The organism is Cellulomonas gilvus ATCC 13127 (assembly GCF_000218545.1).
Taxonomy (GTDB): Bacteria; Actinomycetota; Actinomycetes; order Actinomycetales; family Cellulomonadaceae; genus Cellulomonas; species Cellulomonas gilvus.
Genome location: NC_015671.1, coordinates 426166 through 448070, shown reverse-complemented (window position 1 = coordinate 448070; position 21905 = coordinate 426166). Strand labels below are relative to the sequence as shown.

The following is a 21905-nucleotide window of genomic DNA, read 5'->3' as shown; positions in this document are numbered from 1 at the left end:
GGCGGTGGCGGCCGATCGGCTGCCACCGCCCCTTCGTCGTGCGTGGGACGTCGCTGGCAGGATGAGCGCATGAGCCCGACCCCCGCGCGCCAGCAGCTGCAGATCACGGCGGCGTCGCCCGACCCCGCGCTGCTGGACCTGCCCTGGCACATCCCGCTGGAGCAGTGGCCCACCGAGACGCTCGCCGCGCTCCCCCGCGGCATCTCCCGGCACATCGTGCGGTTCGCACGCCTGTCCGGCCGCGTGATCGCGGTCAAGGAGATCGGCGAGACGGTGGCGTACCGCGAGTACGAGCTGCTGCGCCAGCTGCGCCGGCTCGACGTGCCGTCGGTGGAGCCCGTGGGCGTCATCACGGGCCGCCGCTCACCCGAGGGCGAGCCGCTCGAGGCCGTGCTCATCACCCAGCACCTGCAGTTCTCGCTGCCCTACCGCTCGCTGTTCAGCCAGTCCCTGCGCCCGGACACCGCCACGCGCCTGATCGACGCGCTCGCGGTCCTCCTGGTGCGCCTGCACCTGGCGGGCTTCTACTGGGGCGACGTCTCGCTGTCCAACACGCTGTTCCGCCGGGACGCGGAGACGTTCGCGGCGTACCTGGTGGACGCCGAGACGGGCGACCTGCACCAGAAGCTGACCGACGGCCAGCGCGGCTACGACCTCGAGGTCGCACGCGTGAACATCATCGGCGAGCTCATGGACCTGCAGGCGGGCGAGTTCCTCGAGGAGGACGTGGACGCGGTCGCGATCGGTGACGCGCTCGCCGAGCGGTACGGCGAGCTGTGGCGCGCGCTGACCGAGACCGAGTCGTTCGGGTACGGCGAGCGGTGGCGCGTGCAGGCGCGCATCGACCGGCTCAACGACCTGGGCTTCGACGTGGGCGAGCTGGACATCACCACGGACGTCGACGGCACCACGGTGCGCATCCAGCCCAAGGTCGTGGAGTCGGGGCACCACAGCCGCCGCCTCATGCGCCTCACGGGCCTGGACGTCGGCGAGCACCAGGCCCGACGGCTGCTCAACGACCTCGACGAGTACCGCGCCGCCACCGATCGGCAGGCGGAGGACGAGTCGTTCGTCGCGCACGACTGGCTCACGGAGGTGTTCGAGCCCGCGGTCCGCAAGGTCCCGCGCGAGCTGCGCGGCAAGCTCGAGCCCGCGCAGATCTTCCACGAGCTGCTCGACCACCGCTGGTACCTGTCGCAGCAGCAGCACCGCGACGTCCCCATGAAGGAGACGGTCAAGAGCTACGTCAAGCACATCCTGCCGAACCGGCCCGACGAGCAGGCGATCCTGGGCGTGCAGCCCGGGGACCTGCGCGAGGGTGAGCCGGGCTCGGCCGACGACGAGCTCATCGGCTGACGCGCGCCCGCATCAGGCGCGGTGGCGGGCCACCTCGTACAGCGCGATGCCCGCCGCGACGCCGGCGTTGAGCGACTCGACCGCGGACCCGATGGGGATCGAGGCGATCGCGTCGCACTGCTCGCGGACCAGGCGGGACAGGCCCTTGCCCTCCGAGCCCACGACGATGACCAGCGGGTCGGCGGCGAACGGCAGGTCGCCGATCGGGACGTCCCCACCGCCGTCCAGGCCCACGACGAACACGCCGGCCTTCTTCCACTCCTGCAGCGTGCGGGCCAGGTTGGTCACGCGCGCCACGGGCACGCGTGCCGCCGCACCCGCGGACACCTTCCACGCGGCGGCCGTGACGCCCGCCGAGCGACGCTCGGGCACCATCAGGCCGTGCACGCCGAACGCACCCGCCGAGCGCAGGACCGCACCGAGGTTGCGCGGGTCGGTCACGCCGTCGAGCGCGACCACCAGGGGCGCGGTCGCCGAGGCCTCCGCGAGGTCGAGCAGCTCCTCGTCGTCGGCGTACTGGTACGGCGGGACCTGGATGGCGACACCCTGGTGCACCGACCCGTCGGTGAGCCGGTCCAGCTCCGTGCGCGTGACCTCGAGCAGCGGGTAGCCCGCGTCCGCGGCGATCGAGATGATCTCGCGCGTGCGGTCGTCACCCTCGAGCCGGGTCGCGACGTACACCGTGGTCACGGGAACGCCGACGCGCAGCGCCTCGAGCACCGAGTTCCGGCCGCCCACGATCTCGTGCGTCGAGGACTTGCGGCCGCCTTTGAGTCCCGCGGGACGGCCCGACGATCCGCGCGACGCCTGCCGCTTCTCGGCCAACGCCTTGCGCTTGTGCGCCACGTGGTACGGACGGTCCTCGGCCTTGGGCGTGGGGCCCTTGCCCTCGAGGGACTTGCGGCTGTGACCGCCCGTCCCGACGGACGCACCCTTCTTCGAGCCCGCCTTGCGCGTCGCGCCGCGGCGCTGGGAGTTGCCGGCCATCAGTCCTCCGATCGGGGGGCGAGCGTCCACCGCGCGCCTGCAGACGAGTCCTCGACGACGATCCCCGCGGCCGCCAGGCGGTCGCGGATCGCGTCGGAGGTGGTGAAGTCACGTGCGGCGCGCGCGGCGGCGCGGGCCTCGAGCTCGGCGCCGACGACGGCCTCGAGCGCGCGGACGTGGCGCTGGTCGCCGCCGCGGGCGCGCCACTGCGCGGCACCGGGGTCCAGGCCGAGCACGTCGAGCATCGCACGCAGCGCGACCATCGCCGCACGGGCCGCCGCGTGGTCACCTGCGGCGAGCGCCGTGTTGCCGGCCCGGAGCGTCTCGTGCACCACCGCGAGCGCGGCCGGCACGTTGAGGTCGTCGTCCATCGCGGCGACGAACTCGGCGGGCAGCTCGGCGGTGGCGACCTCGTCGTCGGAGGCCGCGCCCACCTGCTCGACGGCACGCTCGACGAACCCCGCGAGCCGGTCCCACGTGGCCTCGGCCTCGCGCAGCGTGTCGTCGCTCCACTCGAGCATCGAGCGGTACTGCACCGCGGTCAGCGCGTACCGGACGACGACCGCACGGGACTGCGCGAGCACCGCGTCCACGAGCAGCCCGTTGCCGAGCGACTTGCTCATCTTGGTGCCGCCCTGCGTGACCCAGCCGTTGTGCAACCAGAACCGCGCGAACGGCTGACCCGCGGCGTGCGACTGCGCGAGCTCGTTCTCGTGGTGCGGGAAGCGCAGGTCCAGGCCTCCGCCGTGGATGTCGAACTCCGGGCCCAGGTAGCGCGCGGCCATCGCGGAGCACTCCAGGTGCCACCCGGGCCGGCCGCGGCCGAACGGCGTGTCCCATGCGGCCGTCTCGGGCTCGCCGGGCTTGGCGGCCTTCCACAGCGCGAAGTCGTGCGGGTCGCGCTTGTCGCCGGCCTCGGGCGCGTCGTCGGGAGCCGGGGCCATGTCCTCGAGGCGCTGGTTCGTCAGCGCGCCGTACTCCGGGAACGAGCGGACGTCGAAGTACACGTCACCGTCGCCCGCGACGTACGCGTGCCCACGCTCGACGAGCGTGCTCATGAGCTCGACCATCGCGGGCACGTGACCCGTGGCGCGGGGCTCGTACGTGGGCGGCAGGACGCCCAGCGCGTCGTAGGCACGGGTGAACGCCCGCTCGTTGTCCATGGCCCACGCCCACCAGGGCTCACCCGCGGCCGCGGACTTGGCCAGGATCTTGTCGTCGACGTCCGTGACGTTGCGGACCAGGGTCACGCGCGTCCCCTGGCGGCGCAGCCAGCGGACCAGGACATCGAACGCGACGCCCGAGCGCACGTGGCCGACGTGCGGGGGTGCCTGGACGGTCGCACCGCACAGGTAGATGCCGACCTCGCCCGCGACGCGGGGGACGAAGTCGCGCACCGTGCGCGTGGCGGAGTCGAACAGGCGAAGGGTCACGCGTGCAAGGTTACCGGCGGGCCGTGCGGGGCGCGGTCGGCGCGCGTGCGCCCCGTCCCTGGTCAGCCGAAGCAGCGCTCCTCGCCGCGGTACGTCGGCACGGTCGCCTCGACCGCCTCGCCGCGCACCAGGTGCACGTCGCGGAACCGCTCCATGACCTCACCCGACTTGGCGTGCCGGAACCACACCCGGTCGCCCACGCGCAGGTCCGCGCGCCCGCGCAGCCGCAGCGGCGTCTGCACCTCACCCGCACCCTCACGGCCGGTGAGCGCGAGCCCGGCGGGTGACACGGGCAGCGGCTGGCGCGACGCGGTCGGCGGGCCGGACGCGATGTAGCCGCCGCCGAACGCGGTCGCGAAGCCCGGCGCGGGCACGCGCACCACGTCCAGCCCGAAGAACGCCGCGGGGCGGGGCTCGAACGAGCGGTACCCGTCGAACAGCGTCGGGACGAACAGCCCCGAACCCGCGGTGACCTCGGTGACGGTGGGGTCGGACACCGAGGTCTGCACCGAGCCCGAGCCGCCCGAGTTCACCAGGTCCAGCCGGTGGCCCACGGCCTGCGTGACGGCGTCGAGCACCAGCGCGCGGCGCTGGGCCAGGTCCCACACCGAGAGCCGCTTCACGGCACGCACCGCGGCGCTCGCGTCGGGCATGCCCGCCACCTGCGCCTCGTAGAACATCAGGCCGCGGACCTCGAGCCCGTCGCGCTCGGCGAGCTGCTCCGCGAGCAGCCCGGCGTCCGCGGGCGTGTGCACGGGTGAGCGGCGCACGCCGAGGTGCGCGCGCAGGGGACCCACGCCGACCCCCAGCGACGCGTCGATGTCGAGGCACACCCGCAGCGTCGTCCCGTGCGCCGCGGCCGCCTTCGCGGCCAGGTCCGCCTGCGCCACGTCGTCGACCATGAGCGTCACCGCACGCGCCGCCACGGGGTCGGCCGCGAGCGCGTCGAGCGCGCCGGTGTCCACGGTCGGGTAGCCCATGAGCACGTCCGTGACGCCGTGCTGCGCGAGCCAGTGCGCCTCGCGCAGCGAGTAGGACATCACGCCCGCGAAGCCCGGGGTCGCGAGCACGCGCTCGAGCACGCCGCGCACGCGCACGGACTTGCTCGCGACGCGCACGGGCGTCCCGGCGGCGCGGGTCACCAGGTCGGCCGCGTTCGCCTCGAGCGCGTCGAGGTCCACGACGACGAGCGGTGCAGGCAGGTGCCGCGTCGCGGCGTCGAGCCGTTCTCCGAGCGTCATGCCTCCACCTCTCTGCGCCGCGCCTGCTCGGCGTCCGCGTCGTCGTGCACCGAGAACCGGCCCGCGATCGCCGTGATCCCCAGGACCAGGACGACGGGGACGAGGAAGCCCCAGCGGAACGACGACATCCCGCTGATGACCCCCACGAGCACGGCACCCATGAGCGTGCCGCCGTAGTTGAAGACGTTGAGCCGTGCGACCACCGCATCGGCGTCGTCGGGCGACAGCGCACCCGCCGCGGAGAAGCACAGGGGCGCCCCGAGCCCCAGGCCCGCGCCCGCGATCGCGAAGCCCGCGAGCCCGAGCCCGATGCCGGGTGCGACCACCACCACCAGCAGCCCCGCCGCCGCGACGAGCGACGCGGTGCGCACCACCCGAACCCGCCCCCACCGGCGCACCGCGGCGTCGCCGAACAGACGCGGCAGCAGCGCGGTGAACAGGTACGCGGCGAGCGTGAGCGGCCCGAGCCACGCCTCGGCCTCGAGCGTCTCGTCGACGTACAGCGAGCCCCACGTCTGTGCGGCGTTGTCCGCGGCGTAGAACGCGAGCAGCGCACCGCCGAGCACCAGCAGCGGCCCCCACGGGACCGGCGGCTTCTCACCGGTGTGCTCGACGCCCGGAGCGGTGTCCACCACCAGGCCGTCGCGCAGCATCACGAGGCCCGCGACGAGCGCCACGGGCACACCGGTCAGCAGGATGAGGATCACCGGGTCGCTGGGCAGCCACATCACGGTCGCCGCGCAGACCAGCGCGCCGATGATCGCGCCCACCGACCAGCCCGCGTGGAACCCGGACATGAGCGGGCGGCCGTACACGCGCTGCACGGCGACCCCCTGCATGTTCGTCCCCGCGTCCACCATCCCGAGCGCGACGCCGTACAACGCGAACGCGACGACGGCCAGGACGAACGTGGGCGCGAGCGCGACGAGCGGCAGCGTCCCCGCGATGGCCAGGAGGCCCGCCGCGAGCGCGACGCGGCTCCCGCCGGGGCGCCGGCTGATCCAGTCCGCGACGCCCGAGCCGCCCGCCGCCGCCAGCAGCACCCCGAGCACCGCGAGGGTCAGCTGGTCCTCGCTGATGTCGTAGCGGTCCTGCACCACGGGCAGGCTCGCCAGGATGGTGGTGAGCGCGTATCCCTGCGCGGCGAACGCGATCTCGTCGGCGCGGCGTGCGCGGGAGGCGCCCGGGCTCACGCGTCGGGCCCCGCGGCCGGCGCCTGGTCCGCCGGCTCCGCCTGGTCCGCGGGCTCCGTCTGGTCCGCGGGCTCCGTGAGCGTCGCGATGAACCGGCCGAACGCCTCGATCGACCCACGGGAGGCCTCGTCGTCCTCGTCCACCAGCCAGGCCAGCGCGATGCCGTCGACCGCGGCGACCATGAGCCGGGCCAGGGCGGCCGTGTCGACCGTCCACCGCACGCCCGCCACGCGCGCGACCTCCGCGAGGATCGCCTCGCCCGTCGCCCACTGCCCGCGGTACTGCTCGAGCGCGACGTCGCGGAGCTCGGCGTGGCGCAACGAGGCGGTCGTGAGCTCGTAGCTCAGCAGCTGCGCGCCGCGGGTCCTGCTGATGGCCTGCCAGAACGCGTCGACGACCGCCTGCACCGCGTCGTCGATCCCGATGCCCGCGGGCAGCGTGGACAGGTCGGTGGGCGAGTTCTGGGCGGTGATCGCGTGCGCCATGGCGCGCATGAGCTCCGCCTTGTCCTGGAAGCAGTAGTGCACCACCCCCAGCGAGACGCCGGCCTCGGCGGCGACGGCCCGCACGGTCGCGGCGTCGATCCCGTCACGGCTCGCGACGGTCATGGCGGCCTCGATGAGCTGCGCGCGTCTCTCGGCCACGGGCATCCGGTTCATGCGGGTCCCCTCCGTTGCCGCTCCTGCCTGCCGTGGCGGCAGGTCCCCTGCGGGAGCGGTGTCGTGCCGCCCACGATAGTGGGGGCGCCCGTACCGCTTGACTTGGACAAACGTTCAGGCGACAGTCTGGGAGCATGGTGACCCCGCCGCAAGCGCCACGCTGGGAGAACTGGGCCCGCACGGCGGCGGCGACGCCGGCCGCCCTCGCCCGCCCCGCCGACGTCGACGAGCTGGCCCGGACCGTCGCGGATGCCGCGGCGCTCGGCCGCCGCGTGCGCGCCGTGGGTGCGGGGCACTCGTTCACGGCCGCGGCCGTGACGGACGGCGTGCAGCTCTCGCTCGACGCGCTCGACGCGATCGAGCGCGTCGAGCGGCGGCCGGACGGGACCGCGCTGGTCACGGTCGGGGCCGGCATCCGGCTCGCGGCCCTCAACGGTGCGCTCGCCGCGCTCGGACTGGGTCTGCGCAACCTCGGCGACATCGACAAGCAGTCGATCGCGGGCGCGATCAGCACCGGCACGCACGGCACCGGGGTGCGGCTCGGCGGGCTCGCGACGCAGGTGGTGGGCGTGCGCGTGGTGACCGCCACGGGCGAGGTGGTCGAGGCGTCCGCGGCGCAGCGACCGGACCTGTTCGAGCTCGCCCGTCTGGGCCTGGGTGCCGCGGGCGTGCTCGCGGCCGTCACGCTCGAGGTGGTGCCCGCGTTCCTGCTGGACGCACGTGAGGAGCCGTGGCCGCTCGACGAGGTGCTCGAGCGGCTGGACGGCGCCGACGGCCTGGTCGAGGGCAACGACCACTTCGAGTTCTACTGGTTCCCGCACACGCGCCGCGCGCTGACCAAGCGCAACAACCGCGCCACCGAGGGCCCCGGCCTGAGCCCCGTGCGCGCGTGGGTGGACGACGAGCTGCTGTCCAACGGCGTCTTCGAGCTCACCAACCGGCTCACCACGGTGCTGCCCGCCACGACGCGCCGCATCAACGCCGTCGCGGCGCGCTCGCTGTCCGCGCGACGCTACGTGGCGCCGGCACCGCGCGTGTTCGCATCCCCGCGCCGCGTCCGCTTCCGGGAGATGGAGTACGCGGTGCCGCGTGCCGCGCTGCCGGACGTGCTCGAGCAGGTGGACCGCTGGGTCGACGCGTCGGGCGAGCGGATCTCGTTCCCGGTCGAGGTCCGGTTCGCCGCCGCGGACGACCTGTGGCTGTCCACGGCGCACGGCCGGGAGACGGCCTACGTGGCGGTGCACCAGTACTGGCGCCAGCCGTACCTGCGGTACTTCAGCGCGGTCGAGGAGATCATGGCGCGCGTCGACGGTCGGCCGCACTGGGGCAAGCTGCACTGGCTCGGCGCCGAGCGGCTCGCCGAGCTCTACCCGCGGTTCGCCGACGCGCAGCGCGTGCGTGCGCAGGCCGACCCCGACGGCGTGTTCGACAACCCGTACCTCGAGCGGGTCTTCGGCCCGCGCGGCTGACCCGCGTCACCCTCCCGGGTGAGTGGCACCACGCCGCGTGCACCACCTGTGGACGGACCCTGGTGATCCACGGCCGCGCGGTGCAGTCTGTCCCGCGTGAGTCAGACGAAGGCCGTCGTCGCGGTCTCCTACGGTGGGCCCGAGGCGCTGCGCGTCGTCGACGTGGACGTGCGCGAGCCCGGTCCCGGTGAGGTCGTGCTGGACGTGCGCGCAGCCGCGGTGAACCCCGTCGACTGGAAGCTGTACGCCTCCGGGGACGATCCGTCGCGCCTGCCCCTGCGGCTCGGCTTCGAGGTCGCGGGCGTCGTGGCCGAGGTGGGTCCGCACGTGCGCTGGCTGACGCCGGGCGACGAGGTCATCGCCTGGCGCGTCGACGGCGGGTACGCCGCACGCCTGGTCGTCCCCGAGCAGGTGACCGTGCGCAAGCCCGCCACGCTCGGCTGGGCGCAGGCGGCCGGGCTCATGGTGGCCGGCACCACCGCGGTGCACCTCCTGACTGCCACGCACACGCGCACGGGGGACGTGGTGCTCGTGCACGGCGGCTCGGGCGGTGTGGGCCGGCTCGTGGTGCAGCTCGCGGTGCTGCGCGGCGCGCACGTCCTGGCCACCGCGTCGCCCGCCGCGCACGAGGACCTGCGCGCACTCGGCGCGATCCCGCTCGAGTACGGCGAAGGACTCGTCGCGCGGGTCCGGAGCACGCTGCGCGACGAGGGGCTGGGGCCGCTGACGGTCGCGCTCGACACGGTGGGCACGGACGAGGCGCTCGACGCATCGGTCGCGCTCGTCCCGGAGCGCACGCGCGTCGCGACGATCGCGGGGTTCGGGCGTGCGCACGAGCTCGGGATCCTCGCGCTCGGCGGCGGCCCGGGCGCGGACCCGGGCACGCAGGTCCGCGAGGACGCGCGAGCCCAGCTCGTCGAGCTCGCGGGGGACGGCTCGCTCGACGTCCAGGTGGCCCGCACCTACCGGCTCGACGAGGCGGCGCAGGCCCACGCCGAGAGCCGCGCGGGTCATGCGCGCGGGAAGCTGGTCCTGCTGCCCTGACCGGTCAGCCGGTGATCTCCTGCGCGAGCGCCTCGAGCTCGTCGAGCACGCGCCGGACCACCAGCCGCTCCGCCTTGTCGGGCCGCACCAGCGCGTCGACGTACCGGCCGGCGCGCACGTCGGCGAGCGGCACGAGGCGCACGCGGGGGTCCGCACCGAACGTCCACCGCGGCAGCAGCGAGATGCCGTGCCCCGCACCCACGAGCGCGGCCGCGACGTGGAAGTCGTTGATCCGGTGCCGCACGCGGACCGCCCCACCCGCGCGCTCGCCCACGGCCGCGAGCACGGTGGCCACGGGGAACCCCTCCCGGACCGCGATCCAGTCCTGGTCCACGAGCTCGTGGGGCGCGACGTGCGGGGCCCCCGCGAGCGCATGACCCGGGGCCACCGCGACGTCGAGCGGTTCGCGCAGCAACGGGCGCACCACCACACCGCCGCCCCACCCCGCCGCCGTCGTCGCCGGCTCGTCGGGCCGGTGGGCGACGACGACGTCGATCTCGTCGGTGAGCGCGACGAACGCGTCGAGCGCGACGTCGTCGTCCGAGCACTCCACGACCACGCCGGGCAGGTGCTCCGCGCGCTCGAGCAGGCCCGGAAGCAGGAGCTGCGCGCCGCTGGCGAACGCGCTGACCCGCACCGTGCCCGTCGGCTCGTCGCGCAGCGCCTCCACCGCGGCCCGCGCACGCTCGAGTGCCACGGCGACGTCCACCGCGGCGTCCGCGAGCGCCTCACCCGCAGCGGTGAGCCGCAGCCCGCGTCCCACGCGCTCGGTGAGCGCCGCGCCGACCTGCCGCTCGAGCTGCGCCACCTGCTGCGAGACCGCCGAGGGCGTCAGGTGCAGCACGCGCGCCGCGGCGGTGACCCCGCCCTGGCTCCGCACGGTCCGCAGCGTCTCGAGAGCGCGCGCATCCATGCAGCGACGCTACATCGTGGGTGTGCGACTTTTCGATGGTGCTGCACGGTGGGCGGGCGCAGGATCGTCCACGTGACCGCCCGTGACCGCCTGCTCGCCGCGCTCGTCGCCCTGTGCTGGGGGCTCAACTTCCCCGCGATCCACCTCTCGCTCGAGCAGTTCCCGCCGTTCTTCCTGGTGGCGCTCCGGTTCGCGCTGATCGCGATCCCGACCGTGCTGCTGGTCCGCCCGCCGCGTGCGCCGCGCCGGTGGCTGCTGCTGTACGGCGCGGGGTTCGGCGTGCTGCAGTTCGTCTTCCTGTACTGGGCCATGGACGCGGGCATGCCGACCGGCCTGGCGTCGCTGGTGCTGCAGTCCTCGGCGCCGTTCACGGTGGTGCTGGCCGGGGCGCTGCTGCGCGAACGCATCACCGCTCGTCAGGCCATCGGCGTCCTGGTCGCGGTCGGCGGGCTGGCCGGCATCGCGGTGCACCGCGCGGGCCTGGACGGGGGCGCCACCCTGGTCCCGGTGCTGCTCACGCTGTGCGGCGGCCTGGGGTGGGCGCTCGGCAACCTGGGCAACCGCCAGGCGGTGCGCGCCGCTCCCGGCGAGGCGTTCCGGCTCATGCTGTGGATGTCCGTGATCCCGCCGCTGCCGATGCTCGCGCTCTCGCTCGCGGTCGAGGGGCCCGCGCGCATCGGGCAGTCGTTCCAGGGCCTGACCGCGCCCACGGGGCTGGCCGCCCTCGGCGGGCTCGCGTTCACGGTCGTCGTGGCGACGGTCGGCGGCTCGGGGCTCTGGGCGTCGCTCATGTCCCGCCACCCGGCCACCACCGTCGCACCGTTCTCGATGCTCGTGCCCGTGGTGGGCATCGTCGCGTCATGGCTGCTGCTGCGCGAGACCACGGCGCCCGTGGAGATCGCGTGGGGCGCGGCCGTGGTCGCGGGCGTCCTGATCGGGAGCACGCCGCCCCGCGGGACGCGGCGCGGTCAGCCGCCGGCAGCCGACGCGACCGGCACCACGAGCGCGGTCGCGATCGCCGCGACCCCCTCGCCGCGGCCCGTGAGCCCGAGCGCGTCGGTCGTGGTCGCGGACACCGTGACCGGCGCACCCGCCGCCGCGGACAGCGCGGACTGCGCCTCGTCGCGCCGCTGACCCAGCCGCGGGCGGTTCCCGATCACCTGCACCGCGACGTTGCCGATCTCGAACCCGGCGTCCCGCACGCGGCGCGCCGCCTCGCCGAGCAGCGTCGCCCCGGCCGCACCGGCCCACTGCGGCTCGGCGGTCCCGAAGTTGGACCCCAGGTCGCCCAGGCCCGCCGCGGACAGCAGCGCGTCCGCAGCGGCGTGCGCCGCGACGTCCGCGTCGGAGTGGCCGGCCAGCGGGCGTTCACCCGGCCACGCCAGGCCCGCCAGGTGCAGGACCGCGTCCGGGGCCGGGTCGGGGTCGTACGCGTGCACGTCGACCCCGATGCCGGTCCGCGGCCATGTGCGGCGTCCGTCGGTCACTCGTCCCCCAGCAGCTCGGCGACGGCCAGGTCGTGCGCCGTCGTGATCTTGGCCGCGCGCGCGTCGCCAGCCACCACCCACACGGGCTCACCGAGCCGCTCGACCAGCCCGGCGTCGTCGCTCGCGGCGAGCGCCTCGTCGTGCGCGATCCGCGCGCTCGCGGCGTGCGCCCGGCTCAGCAGCTCCCACGTGAAGCCCTGCGGCGTCTGGACGGCCCGCAGGTCCTCGCGCGGCACGGTCTCGCGCACGCGCGCCGCGCCCGTGTCGTCGGCCGCCGCCACGCGCTTGACCGTGTCGGTGACCGGCAGCCCGGGCACGACCGCGGGGTGCCCCCCGGACACGGCCGCGGCGACGCTCGCGACGAGCGCGGGCGGCACGAACGGGCGCGCCGCGTCGTGCACCAGCACCACGTCGTCCGGGTCGGGGCCGCGCGGCCCTGCCGCGACGGCCAGCGCGGCCAGCCCCGCGGCGACCGAGGCCTGACGTGACGCCCCTCCGGGAACCACCACGACCCGCTCGTCGGCGAGCCCGGCCGCGGACAGCGCGGTCCGCAGCGCGTCGACGTGCGCCGCGGGTGCGGTCACGGCCAGGTGCGCCACGAGCGGTCGCCCGTCCGGCCCGGCCGCGGCGCGCAGGCGGCGTGCCGCATGCACGACGAGGCCCTCGCCCCGCAGGGGGACGAGGGCCTTCGGCATGACGTGGCCGAGCCGCGATCCGCTGCCCGCAGCCGTCAGGACGGCGAGGACGCGCACGCGCCGGTCAGTTGTCGTCGAGGATGCCCCGCGTCAGGACGCGAGGACCTCGTCGAGGATGGCCTCGGCCTTCTCCTCCTCCGTGTGCTCGGCCAGCGCGAGCTCGGAGACGAGGATGTGCCGTGCCTTGGCGAGCATGCGCTTCTCCCCCGCGGACAGACCGCGGTCGGCGTCACGGCGGGACAGGTCCCGCACGATCTCCGCCACCCGGATGATCTCGCCCGAGTGGAGCTTCTCGAGGTTGGCCTTGTACCGGCGGGACCAGTTGGTCGGCTCCTCCGTGTACGGGGCCCGCAGGACCTCGAAGACGCGGTCCAGGCCCTCACGGCCCACCACGTCACGCACGCCCACGAGGTCCACGTTCTCCGCCGGGACCTCGATCGTCAGGTCGCCCTGGTCGGCGACCCTGAGCTTGAGGTAGATCTTGTCCTCGCCGCGGATGGTCCGGGTCTTGATCTCTTCGATCACCGCTGCACCGTGGTGCGGGTAGACAACAGTCTCCCCAACCATGAAAGTCATCTGCAGGTGTCCCCTTTCGCAGGGGCTCATCCTAGCATGGCGTGTTCTGCGCCCTTCCGGGCGAGCACGCGCGCGCGAGGGGCATTGTCGCAGGTCATGGGGCCAGCTCGCGACCATTGGTGCCCCCGGCGCCCGGTCGGCCCGCCGCGGGCCGCGCGCCGTCGCCGCGCTGCACGAGCCCGCGCCGGTGCCCCCGCGGACGCCACCGCATCGGACGAACGTCCCGGATACGGCCCGCACGGCCCGTCATGCGGGTGCCCGACCGATAGGCTGGGCGGCGCCCCGCCCCGCCGAGGCGCCCCGCGCGCCCGCACCCGAGGAGTCACCGTGACCTCGCCCCGCCCCCGCGCCCTGGTCCGCGGCGCCGCCGCCGCTGCCGGCCTCGCGCTCGGCCTCGCCCTGACCGGGTGCTCGGCCACCAACCCCATCCAGACGCAGGCTGAGTACAGCGCGTCCGACGGCGTGCGTGCCACGGTGGGCGACGTCCGCGCGACGAACCTGCTGCTGGTCACGCAGGCGCAGGACAGCCCCGGTGTCCTGCTCGGGGCGTTCACCAACGACGGCGACCAGGACACGACGCTCACGGTCGCGTTCCTCCCGGCCGACGCCGCCGCGGGCGACGAGCCCGAGAACCCGACCACCATCGCGCTGCCGGCGGGAGGCACCGTGCTGCTGCAGGGCGCCGATGCGCAGGGCGGCTCCGAGGTCACCGTCCCGCAGACGCCCGCCGCCCCGGGTGACGTCGCCACGGTCGTGCTGAGCACCGACGTCGGCGGCTCGCAGACGCTCACCGTCCCGGTGCTGGACGGCCGACTGCCGGACTACGCGGACCTCGTGCCCACGGAGGGCTGACGCCCGCGCCGATCACGCACCACGAACGCCCCACGCCGCAGCCGGCGAGGGGCGTTCGTCGTCCGGGCGCGGCGCAGCACGCCGCGACGGGTCACCCGAAGCGGCCGGAGATGTAGTCCTCGGTGGCCTGCTCCTTGGGCGCGGAGAAGATGAGCGACGTGTCGTCGATCTCGACGAGCTTGCCCGGCTGCCCCTGCGCCGCGAGGTTGAAGAACGCGGTGCGGTCGGACACCCGCGCCGCCTGCTGCATGTTGTGCGTGACGATCACGATCGTGTACTCGGCCTTGAGCTCGGCGATGAGGTCCTCGATCGCGAGCGTCGAGATCGGGTCCAGAGCGGAGCACGGCTCGTCCATGAGCAGCACCTGGGGCTTGACGGCGATCGCGCGCGCGATGCACAGGCGCTGCTGCTGGCCGCCCGAGAGCCCGGAGCCCGGCCGGTCGAGCCGGTCCTTGACCTCGTTCCACAGGTTCGCGCCGCGCAGCGAGCGCTCGACCACGTCCTGCGCGTCGCCCTTGGAGATGCGCCGGTTGTTCAGGCGCACGCCCGCGAGCACGTTCTCCGCGATCGACATCGTCGGGAACGGGTTGGGGCGCTGGAAGACCATGCCGACCTGACGGCGGACCGCGACCGGGTCGATGTCCGGGGCGTACAGGTCGATGCCGTCCACCTCGACCCGGCCCTCGACGCGCGCGCCGGGGATGACCTCGTGCATGCGGTTCAGGGTCCGCAGGAACGTGGACTTGCCGCAGCCCGACGGGCCGATGAAGGCGGTGACGGAGCGAGGTTCGACCGACATCTCCACGTCGGCCACGGCGCGGAAGTCGCCGTAGTAGATGTTCAGGTCCTTGACGTCGATGCGCTGAGCCATGGGGGGGTCCTCAGATGGTCTTGGGAGCGAAGAAGCGGGTGACGAGCCGGGCGACGAGGTTCAGCAGCATGACGACGAGGATCAGCGTCAGTGCGGCCGCCCAGGACCGGTCGTAGGCGACGGTCGCGATGCACGCGGTGTCGTCGGGCGTGCAGGGGATCAGGCCCTGCTGGAACTGCCGGTAGACGTACACCGGGAGCGTCATCATGCGGCCCTCGAACAGGCTGAAGTTGATCGAGTCGGCCACGCCCACCGTGATGAGCAGCGGTGCGGTCTCGCCGATGACGCGCGCGACGGCGATCATCACGCCGGTCACGATGCCCGCGACCGCGGTGCGCAGCACCACCTTGATCACGACGAGCCAGCGCGGCACGCCCAGGGCGAGCGCGGCCTCGCGCAGCTCGTTGGGCACCAGGCGCAGCATCTCCTCGCTCGAGCGCACCACCACCGGGATCATCAGCACCGAGAGCGCGACCGAGCCGACCACGCCCATCCGGACACCGGGCCCGAGCAGCACCGCGAACAGCGCATAGGCGAACAGACCCGCGACGATCGACGGGATGCCCGTCATGACGTCGACGAAGAACGTGACCGCCCGCGCGAGGTGGCCGCGTCCGTACTCGACCAGGTAGATCGCGGTGAGCAGGCCGATCGGCACCGAGATGAGCGCCGCGAACAGCGTGATCTCCACGGTCCCGACGATCGCGTGGTAGACGCCGCCGGCGTCCATCCCGCCGAACACGCCGCGCATCGAGTGCGTGAGGAAGTACGCGTCGAACCGCTCGATGCCGTGCGAGATGACGGTCCACGCGACCGAGGCCAGCGGGAGCATCGCCAGGAGGAACGCCCCGGTGATGAGCCACCGCATGGTGCGGTCCTTGCGCTGACGGCTCGTGTCCACGGTGCGCAGCAGCGCACCCAGGTCGACCGGCTCCACGACGGGAGCGTCCTGGACGGCGGTCATCAGTTCGCCCCCGAGAAGTCCTTGCGCCGCGCGACGATCGCGCGGGCGCCCATGTTGACCACGAGCGTGATGACGAACAGCGCGAGGCCGGTCGCGATGAGGACCGACATGCCCATGTCGCTGGCCTCGGGGAACTGCGCCGCGATGTTCGCGGCGATGGTCTGCTGCTGACCCGCGACCAGGAGCTTGAACGAGTACAGGAAGCCCTGCGAGATGATCATCAGGACGGCCATCGTCTCGCCCAGCGCTCGCCCGAGGCCCAGCATCGCGGCGGAGACGACACCCGAGCGGCCGAAGGGCAGGACCGTCAGCCGGATCATCTCCCAGCGGGTCGCGCCGAGCGCGAGCGCCGCCTCCTCGTGCAGGCGCGGCGTCTGGAGGAAGACCTCCCGGCACACCGCGGTGATGATCGGCAGGATCATGACCGCGAGCACGACGCCCACGGTCAGGGTCACCCGGCCCGTCGGGGAGACCTCACCGCCGAACAGCGGGATCCAGCCGAGGAACGTGTTGAGCCACACCCACAGCGGCTGCACGAGCGGCGCCAGGACCAGCGCGCCCCACAGGCCGTAGACCACCGACGGCACCGCCGCGAGCAGGTCGACGACGTAGCCGAGCCCCGACGCGAGCCGCCGGGGCGCGTAGTGCGAGATGAACAGCGCGATCCCGATGGCCACCGGCACCGCCAGCGCGAGCGCGATCACGGCCACCAGGACGGTGCCGAAGACGAGCGGGCCGACGTAGTCGAGCAGCGACGACGAGTTCCGCATGAAGCTGACCTTGTCGACCAGCTCCGAGGACGAGGCCGACAGCGCCGGCACCGCCTTCACGACGAGGAAGACCGCGACGGCCGCGAGCACCACGAGGATCAGCGCTCCGGCGCCGGTCGCGGTCCAGCGGAAGGCCTTGCTCGCGCCACGATCGATGACCCGACGCCGGCCCAGCAGGCGTCGACGGCCGGCCGGGGGGCCGCCCGGGGCGGTGCCCGCGTCCGCGGGGCTGGAGGTGGCAGTCACATGTGCTCCTGCAAGGGGTGGGGAGGACGGCGGGGGGACTCCCGTCGCGGCGTGCGCCCGGTGGCGCGCCGCCCGACGAGATCGTCGGTGGCCGGCCCGCGTCCCCCCCGGGACGGGCCGGCCACCGACTGCTTCGTCAGGCGCCGGCGATCGCCTCGACCGCGGCCTTGGCGTCCGCGGCGAGCTCGGCGGGCAGCGGGGCCGAGCCCGCGGCCTGCTGCGACGCCGCCTGGCCCTCGTCGCTCACCATGTAGCCGAGGAAGCCCTTGACCAGGTCGGCCGTCTCCGCGTCCTCGTACTCCAGGCACGCGACCGCGTAGGACACGAGGATCAGCGGGTAGGCGCCCGCGGCGGTCGTGGTCCGGTCGACCTTGATCGCGATGTCGTGCTCGGCGCGGTCCTCCTCACGCGGGGACGCGGCGAGCGCGGCGCCCGCGGCCTCGGCGGTCGGCGCGACGAACGCGTCGCCCACCTTGATCGAGACCTTGCCGAGCGAGCCGGCGGCGGACTCGTCCGCGTAGCCGATCGTGCCCTGGCCCGCCTGGACGGCCTGGATCAGGCCCGACGTGCCGTTGCCCGACTCGCCGCCCTCGAGCGGCCAGTCGTCGGCCGCCTCGTCGGCCCATGCGCCACCGGCCGCCTTGTTCAGGTAGTCGGTGAAGTTCTTCGTCGTGCCCGAGCCGTCCGAGCGGTGCACGGGCGTGATCGCCGTCGCGGGCAGCTCGACGTCAGGGTTGTCGGCCTTGATCGCCGCGTCGTCCCAGGACGTGATCTTGCCTGCGAAGATGTTCGCGATCGTCTCGGCCGAGAGGTTGAGCGAGGTGACGCCCTCGAGGTTGAAGACCACCGCGATCGGGCTGATGTACACGGGGATGTCGATGGCCTCGCAGCGCTCCGCCGCGGCGTCGATCTCCTCGGGCTTGAGCGCCGAGTCCGAGCCCGCCCACGCCACGCCACCGTCGATGAACTGCTGGCGGCCACCGGAGGAGCCGACCGGGTCGTAGTTCACCGAGACGTCGGCGTTGAGCGACTGGAAGCCGGCACGCCAGGCGTCCATCGCCTTCTCCTGCGACGTGGCACCGGCGCCGCTGAGCTCGCCGGACAGGCCCGAGGGCGCCTCGCCCTCGGTGGGGCTGCCGTTGGTGGCGCCGTTGCCGATGGGGTCGTCCGATCCGCAGGCCGTGAGCGTGAGCGCCAGTGCGCCGACGAGCGCGACCGCGCCGACACGGCCGTGGAGGGAGAGCTTCACAGTGGGTCCGTCCTGTCGATCTGGTGCGCACGGGTGTGTGCGCAGACCGCAGGTTGCCGGGCGGGGGTGACCGCGCACCGGGCAGCGGGTGAACCCCGGGTGAACGCTCGCCGACGAACCCCTCGTCGTCCGCGCGTCGCGTGGCCCGCGTCACACGTCCGTGACCGGGGCGTCCTCCAGCTTGTAGCCGAGCCCACGGACCGTCACCAGGAGGGTCGGCGCGGCCGGCTCCTCCTCGATCTTGGCCCGCACGCGCTTGACGTGGACGTCGAGCGTCTTGGTGTCGCCCACGTAGTCCGAGCCCCACACGCGGTCGATGAGCTGACCGCGCGTGAGCACCCGGCCCGCGTTGCGCAGCAGCATCTCGAGCAGCTCGAACTCCTTGAGCGGGAAGGACACGAGCTCGCCGCGCACGCGCACCGTGTGCCGCTCGACGTCCATCCGCACGGGGCCGGCCGCGAGCTGGTCGTCGTCCGGCTCCTCGGGCTCGGCCGCCGCGGGCGCGGCCGACGCGACGCCCCGCCTGCGCAGCACCGCGCGGATCCGGGCGATCAGCTCACGCGACGAGTACGGCTTGGTCACGTAGTCGTCGGCGCCCAGCTCGAGCCCGACGACCTTGTCGATCTCGTCGTCCTTGGCGGTCAGCATGATGACCGGCACGTCGCTCACCGCACGCAGGCGGCGGCACACCTCGGTCCCCGGCAGCCCGGGCAGCATGAGGTCCAGGAGCACCAGGTCCGCACCGCCCTCGTCGAACCGGTCGAGCGCGTCCGGGCCCGTCGCGGCCTGCACCACGTCGAACCCCTCGCGCTCGAGCACGTACGTCAGGGGCTCGCGGTAGGAGTCCTCGTCCTCGACGAGGAGGATGCGGGTCATGAGGCGCTCCGGTGCTGCACGTTCTCTCCCTGGTCAGGCTCGGCGTCGGGCGACGCCGGGTCGGCGGTCTGGTCGGGGGCGCCGGGCGGCTCGAGCAGCGCCGCGCTCGGGACACGGGGCAGGCGCATGGTGAACGTCGAGCCGCGGCCCGGCTGCGACCACACCGTGACCTCGCCGCCGTGGTCGGCCGCGACGTGCTTGACGATCGACAGGCCCAGGCCCGTGCCGCCCGTGGCACGCGACCGGGCCGGGTCCACGCGGTAGAACCGCTCGAACACGCGCTCCTGCTCGGCGGCCGAGATGCCGATGCCCTCGTCGACCACCGCGAGCTCGACCAGGTCACCGCGGGCCCGGACGCCGACGCCCACGTGCGCCGCCTCGCCCGAGTACGCGACCGCGTTGTCCAGCAGGTTGCGCACCGCGGTCACCAGCAGGTCGTGGTTGCCGAACAGCTGCACGCCCGTGTCCCCGCCCACGCTGATCCGCACGTGCTTGGCCGCGGCCGTCGTGCGCGCGCGGTCGACGGCCTCGGCGACCACCGCGTCCACGTCGACCATCGCGCCCGGGCCCAGCGCACCGGCCACCTGCAGCCGCGACAGCTCGATGATCTCGTGCACCAGCGCCGAGAGCCGCTGCGCCTCCGACTGCATGCGCGCGGCGAACCGGCGTACGGCCTCGGGGTCGTCGGCGGCCTCCTGCACCGTCTCCGCCAGCAGCGACAGCGCACCGACCGGCGTCTTGAGCTCGTGCGAGACGTTGACGACGAAGTCGCGCCGGATCGCCTCGAGGCGTCGCGCCTGCGTCATGTCCTCCGCGAGCACCACCAGGTGCCGGCCGCTGACCTGCGCGACGCGCACCTGCACCAGCAGCGTGCCGCGGCTCGACGGGCCGCGGGGGACCTCGAGCTCCTCGTCCCGGATCACGCCGTCACGGCGCACCTGCGCCACCAGGTCGCGCACCGCGGGCACCGCGATGCGGCCCTCCCGGACCAGGCCCATCGCATAGGCGGGCGCGCTCGCCCGCACCACGCCGTCGTCGGGGTCCAGCACCACCGCGGCCGACCGCAGCACCGCGAGCGTCCGCACCAGGCCGTCGTCGACCTCCGGCGCCGGGGCGTGCGGAACCGTGTGCTGCACGCGCTCGCTCCAGCGGAACGCCAGCACCGCGCCCGCACCGACCAGGACGCCGATCAGCCCTGCGAGCAGCAGGGCGAGGCCGTCGATACCCTCCACAGCGCCACCCTAGGGCGACGCGACGCGCCGGACCGACACGCGCGGGCCGGATGAGCGACGCGCTCGCCGACTGTTCATCGACCGTTCACCGGCCGGTGCCCGGGTGGCTGCCACCGGCACCCTCGCACCGGCTCGTCGCAGCCCGCGGTCGCCGCGGCGACCGGTCCTGATCGACGAACGGCTGCCCGGCGTTCACCACCGCGGTCCCGGACGTTCACCTTCGCGTGCGACGGTGGCCGCTGCCTGCGACGACGTGCGTCGCCGGGAGCATCATCCGGAGAGGGAGCACATGCGGGACATCTTCGACGCCGAGCTCGCGCAGCTCGGCGAGGACCTGGTCGCCATGAGCGCACGGGTCGAGCGCGCCATCACCCAGGCGGGCATCGCCCTGCTGAGCGCCGACGTGACGCTGGCCGAGGCGGTCATCGCCGACGACCTGGGCATCGACGCCATGGAGCGCGACCTGGACGAGCGGTGCGTCCTGCTGCTGGCCCAGCAGCAGCCCGTCGCCACCGACCTGCGGATCGTGGTCTCCGCGCTGCGCATGAGCGCGTCGCTCGAGCGCATGGGCGACCTGGCGCGGCACGTCGCCCAGGTGGCCCGCGGTCGCTACCCGCGCCACGCCGTGCCGCAGTCGCTGTCCGGCACGTTCGCCGAGATGCACGACGCCGCGGTGCGCGTCGCGCGGCGCACCACCACGCTGCTCGAGAACCGGGACATCGCGCTCGCGTCCAGCATCGAGTCCGACGACGACCTGCTCGACGAGCTGCACGAGGACACGTTCACCGCGCTGCTCGGCGGGGCCTGGGTGGGCAACCCGCAGGAGACCGTCGACGTGACGCTGCTGGGCCGCTACTACGAGCGGTTCGGCGACCACGCGGTCTCGGTCGCCCGTCGCGTGACCTACCTGGTCACGGGCGCGCACGCGGCCGAGACCCCCACCACCGCCTGACGGCGGCCGGTCCGGGCGGAAGACGACGAAGGAGGGGCACCCGGTGGGTGCCCCTCCTTCGTTCGTGGTTCAGCGGCCCTGGTTCGCCACGGCGGCGATGGCGGCCTCGGCCGCGGACGGGTCGAGGTAGCGGCCACCGGGGACGGTGGGCTTGAGGTCCTCGTCGAGCTCGTAGACCAGCGGGATGCCCGTGGGGATGTTGAGCCCCGCGATCGTGTCGTCGCTGATGCCGTCGAGGTACTTGACCAGCGCGCGGATCGAGTTGCCGTGCGCGGCGACCAGGACGGTCTTGCCCGCCTTGAGGTCCGGGACGATGTCCGACTCCCAGTACGGCATCTCGCGCTCGAGGACGTCCTTGAGGCACTCGGTCAGCACGACCGGCTCACCCGCGTAGCGCGGGTCCGCGTCCTGCGAGAACTCGGTGCCGGGCTCGATCGCGGGCGGCGGGACGTCGTACGAGCGACGCCAGAGCATGAACTGCTCCTCGCCGAACTCGTCGAGCGTCTGCTTCTTGTCCTTGCCCTGCAGCGCGCCGTAGTGGCGCTCGTTGAGGCGCCACGAGCGCTTCACGGGGATCCAGTGCCGACCGGCCGCGTCCAGGGCCAGGTTCGCCGTGGTGATCGCCCGCCGCAGGAGCGAGGTGTGCACCACGTCGGGCAGGATGCCGGCGTCGGTCAGCAGCGCACCGCCGCGCTTGGCCTCCTCGACACCCTTCTCCGAGAGGGCCACGTCGACCCAGCCGGTGAAGAGGTTCTTCGCGTTCCACTCGCTCTCGCCGTGGCGGAGCAGCACCAGGGTGTACGTCATGGGCCCCATCCTGCCGCAGCCTCGGGACGGCGG

The 21905-nt window shown here is 74.1% G+C and carries 21 protein-coding genes and 1 pseudogene; 6 read left to right on the top strand and 16 right to left on the bottom strand.

Annotation, left to right across the window (positions count from 1 at the left end; genetic code table 11):
• Positions 1-69 precede the first annotated feature (69 nt).
• Entirely contained in the window at positions 70-1356 is a 1287-nt protein-coding gene (locus tag CELGI_RS02050) for a DUF4032 domain-containing protein (RefSeq protein WP_013882452.1), read from the top strand.
• A gap of 12 nt (positions 1357-1368) precedes the next feature.
• Here the strand turns inward: CELGI_RS02050 and rlmB are convergent, their stop codons facing one another.
• The 5 genes from rlmB to CELGI_RS02025 all read right to left on the bottom strand — a co-directional run bounded on the left by rlmB (position 1369) and on the right by CELGI_RS02025 (position 6869).
• Complete coding sequence (gene rlmB / locus CELGI_RS02045) at positions 1369-2343, bottom strand: 23S rRNA (guanosine(2251)-2'-O)-methyltransferase RlmB (RefSeq protein ID WP_013882451.1); 975 nt, start codon at positions 2341-2343, stop codon at positions 1369-1371.
• Positions 2343-3776 carry a cysteine--tRNA ligase gene (gene cysS, locus CELGI_RS02040; protein ID WP_013882450.1) on the bottom strand — a complete coding sequence of 478 codons (1434 nt, stop codon included), beginning with the start codon at positions 3774-3776 and terminating at the stop codon, positions 2343-2345. Before cysS ends, rlmB begins: the two co-directional genes overlap by 1 nt.
• A 62-nt stretch (positions 3777-3838) precedes the next feature.
• Positions 3839-5017 carry an alanine racemase gene (locus tag CELGI_RS02035; protein ID WP_013882449.1) on the bottom strand — a complete coding sequence of 393 codons (1179 nt, stop codon included), beginning with the start codon at positions 5015-5017 and terminating at the stop codon, positions 3839-3841.
• Entirely contained in the window at positions 5014-6210 is a 1197-nt protein-coding gene (locus tag CELGI_RS02030) for an MFS transporter (protein ID WP_013882448.1), read from the bottom strand. The genes CELGI_RS02035 and CELGI_RS02030 overlap by 4 nt, the downstream gene beginning before the upstream one ends.
• On the bottom strand, positions 6207-6869 hold the full coding sequence (locus tag CELGI_RS02025; RefSeq protein ID WP_013882447.1) for a TetR/AcrR family transcriptional regulator: 663 nt from the start codon (positions 6867-6869) through the stop codon (positions 6207-6209). The genes CELGI_RS02030 and CELGI_RS02025 overlap by 4 nt, the downstream gene beginning before the upstream one ends.
• Before the next feature lie 134 nt (positions 6870-7003).
• Between CELGI_RS02025 and CELGI_RS02020 the strand changes: the two genes are divergently transcribed.
• Together CELGI_RS02020 and CELGI_RS02015 are read left to right on the top strand one after the other, a co-directional pair.
• On the top strand, positions 7004-8338 hold the full coding sequence (locus CELGI_RS02020; protein WP_013882446.1) for a D-arabinono-1,4-lactone oxidase: 1335 nt from the start codon (positions 7004-7006) through the stop codon (positions 8336-8338).
• A gap of 96 nt (positions 8339-8434) precedes the next feature.
• A complete protein-coding gene (locus CELGI_RS02015) occupies positions 8435-9382 on the top strand; it encodes an NADP-dependent oxidoreductase (RefSeq protein WP_013882445.1) in 948 nt (315 codons plus the stop codon).
• Positions 9383-9386: 4 nt separating this feature from the next.
• On the opposite strand, the gene CELGI_RS02010 is transcribed toward CELGI_RS02015, so the two are convergent.
• The gene (locus CELGI_RS02010) at positions 9387-10295 is read right to left on the bottom strand and encodes a LysR family transcriptional regulator (protein ID WP_013882444.1); all 909 of its coding nucleotides are present in this window, start codon (positions 10293-10295) and stop codon (positions 9387-9389) included.
• A gap of 72 nt (positions 10296-10367) precedes the next feature.
• Between CELGI_RS02010 and CELGI_RS02005 the strand changes: the two genes are divergently transcribed.
• Entirely contained in the window at positions 10368-11429 is a 1062-nt protein-coding gene (locus tag CELGI_RS02005; RefSeq protein ID WP_013882443.1) for an EamA family transporter, read from the top strand.
• Here the strand turns inward: CELGI_RS02005 and CELGI_RS16710 are convergent.
• The 3 genes and pseudogenes from CELGI_RS16710 to CELGI_RS01995 form a co-directional block, all read right to left on the bottom strand.
• Positions 11351-11734, bottom strand: a pseudogene (locus tag CELGI_RS16710) (2-C-methyl-D-erythritol 2,4-cyclodiphosphate synthase); the annotation flags it as partial. The gene CELGI_RS02005 and the pseudogene CELGI_RS16710 overlap by 79 nt on opposite strands.
• Positions 11735-11778: 44 nt before the next feature.
• Positions 11779-12534 carry an IspD/TarI family cytidylyltransferase gene (locus CELGI_RS02000; protein WP_041574062.1) on the bottom strand — a complete coding sequence of 252 codons (756 nt, stop codon included), beginning with the start codon at positions 12532-12534 and terminating at the stop codon, positions 11779-11781.
• A 33-nt stretch (positions 12535-12567) separates the two neighbouring features.
• Complete coding sequence (locus CELGI_RS01995; RefSeq protein ID WP_013882440.1) at positions 12568-13053, bottom strand: CarD family transcriptional regulator; 486 nt, start codon at positions 13051-13053, stop codon at positions 12568-12570.
• Between the two features lie 327 nt (positions 13054-13380).
• Here CELGI_RS01995 and CELGI_RS01990 point away from each other — a divergent pair, with 327 nt between their 5' ends.
• A complete protein-coding gene (locus CELGI_RS01990; RefSeq protein WP_013882439.1) occupies positions 13381-13905 on the top strand; it encodes a lipoprotein in 525 nt (174 codons plus the stop codon).
• A gap of 91 nt (positions 13906-13996) precedes the next feature.
• Here the strand turns inward: CELGI_RS01990 and pstB are convergent, their stop codons facing one another.
• The 6 genes from pstB to CELGI_RS01960 all read right to left on the bottom strand — a co-directional run bounded on the left by pstB (position 13997) and on the right by CELGI_RS01960 (position 20113).
• On the bottom strand, positions 13997-14776 hold the full coding sequence (pstB, locus tag CELGI_RS01985) for a phosphate ABC transporter ATP-binding protein PstB (protein ID WP_013882438.1): 780 nt from the start codon (positions 14774-14776) through the stop codon (positions 13997-13999).
• 10 nt (positions 14777-14786) lie between these two features.
• The gene (pstA, locus tag CELGI_RS01980; protein ID WP_013882437.1) at positions 14787-15740 is read right to left on the bottom strand and encodes a phosphate ABC transporter permease PstA; all 954 of its coding nucleotides are present in this window, start codon (positions 15738-15740) and stop codon (positions 14787-14789) included.
• Entirely contained in the window at positions 15740-16756 is a 1017-nt protein-coding gene (pstC, locus tag CELGI_RS01975; RefSeq protein WP_013882436.1) for a phosphate ABC transporter permease subunit PstC, read from the bottom strand. The genes pstA and pstC overlap by 1 nt, the downstream gene beginning before the upstream one ends.
• 136 nt (positions 16757-16892) lie before the next feature.
• Positions 16893-18005: a phosphate ABC transporter substrate-binding protein PstS gene (pstS, locus tag CELGI_RS01970; protein ID WP_013882435.1), complete on the bottom strand. Its 1113-nt coding sequence runs from the start codon at positions 18003-18005 to the stop codon at positions 16893-16895.
• Positions 18006-18155: 150 nt separating this feature from the next.
• Positions 18156-18881, bottom strand: coding sequence for a response regulator transcription factor (locus tag CELGI_RS01965; protein ID WP_013882434.1), 726 nt, complete (start codon positions 18879-18881; stop codon positions 18156-18158).
• Positions 18878-20113: a sensor histidine kinase gene (locus tag CELGI_RS01960; RefSeq protein ID WP_013882433.1), complete on the bottom strand. Its 1236-nt coding sequence runs from the start codon at positions 20111-20113 to the stop codon at positions 18878-18880. Before CELGI_RS01960 ends, CELGI_RS01965 begins: the two co-directional genes overlap by 4 nt.
• Before the next feature lie 289 nt (positions 20114-20402).
• Between CELGI_RS01960 and phoU the strand changes: the two genes are divergently transcribed.
• A complete protein-coding gene (gene phoU / locus CELGI_RS01955; RefSeq protein ID WP_013882432.1) occupies positions 20403-21065 on the top strand; it encodes a phosphate signaling complex protein PhoU in 663 nt (220 codons plus the stop codon).
• 69 nt (positions 21066-21134) lie between these two features.
• Here phoU and CELGI_RS01950 read toward each other — a convergent pair whose 3' ends face one another.
• A complete protein-coding gene (locus CELGI_RS01950; protein ID WP_013882431.1) occupies positions 21135-21872 on the bottom strand; it encodes a phosphoglyceromutase in 738 nt (245 codons plus the stop codon).
• Positions 21873-21905 lie beyond the last annotated feature (33 nt).

What these genes read in the sequence shown, in the direction of transcription:
- rlmB (WP_013882451.1), bottom strand. Translation starts at nt 2,343, where the DNA reads ATGGCCGGCAACTCCCAGCGCCGCGGCGCGACGCGCAAGGCGGGCTCG.
- pstB (WP_013882438.1), bottom strand. Translation starts at nt 14,776, where the DNA reads ATGGCTCAGCGCATCGACGTCAAGGACCTGAACATCTACTACGGCGAC.
- CELGI_RS02020 (WP_013882446.1), top strand. Translation starts at nt 7,004, where the DNA reads ATGGTGACCCCGCCGCAAGCGCCACGCTGGGAGAACTGGGCCCGCACG.
- CELGI_RS02050 (WP_013882452.1), top strand. Translation starts at nt 70, where the DNA reads ATGAGCCCGACCCCCGCGCGCCAGCAGCTGCAGATCACGGCGGCGTCG.
- CELGI_RS01950 (WP_013882431.1), bottom strand. Translation starts at nt 21,872, where the DNA reads ATGACGTACACCCTGGTGCTGCTCCGCCACGGCGAGAGCGAGTGGAAC.
- CELGI_RS01965 (WP_013882434.1), bottom strand. Translation starts at nt 18,881, where the DNA reads ATGACCCGCATCCTCCTCGTCGAGGACGAGGACTCCTACCGCGAGCCC.
- phoU (WP_013882432.1), top strand. Translation starts at nt 20,403, where the DNA reads ATGCGGGACATCTTCGACGCCGAGCTCGCGCAGCTCGGCGAGGACCTG.
- CELGI_RS02035 (WP_013882449.1), bottom strand. Translation starts at nt 5,017, where the DNA reads ATGACGCTCGGAGAACGGCTCGACGCCGCGACGCGGCACCTGCCTGCA.
- CELGI_RS02025 (WP_013882447.1), bottom strand. Translation starts at nt 6,869, where the DNA reads ATGAACCGGATGCCCGTGGCCGAGAGACGCGCGCAGCTCATCGAGGCC.
- CELGI_RS01995 (WP_013882440.1), bottom strand. Translation starts at nt 13,053, where the DNA reads ATGACTTTCATGGTTGGGGAGACTGTTGTCTACCCGCACCACGGTGCA.
- CELGI_RS02010 (WP_013882444.1), bottom strand. Translation starts at nt 10,295, where the DNA reads ATGGATGCGCGCGCTCTCGAGACGCTGCGGACCGTGCGGAGCCAGGGC.
- pstA (WP_013882437.1), bottom strand. Translation starts at nt 15,740, where the DNA reads ATGACCGCCGTCCAGGACGCTCCCGTCGTGGAGCCGGTCGACCTGGGT.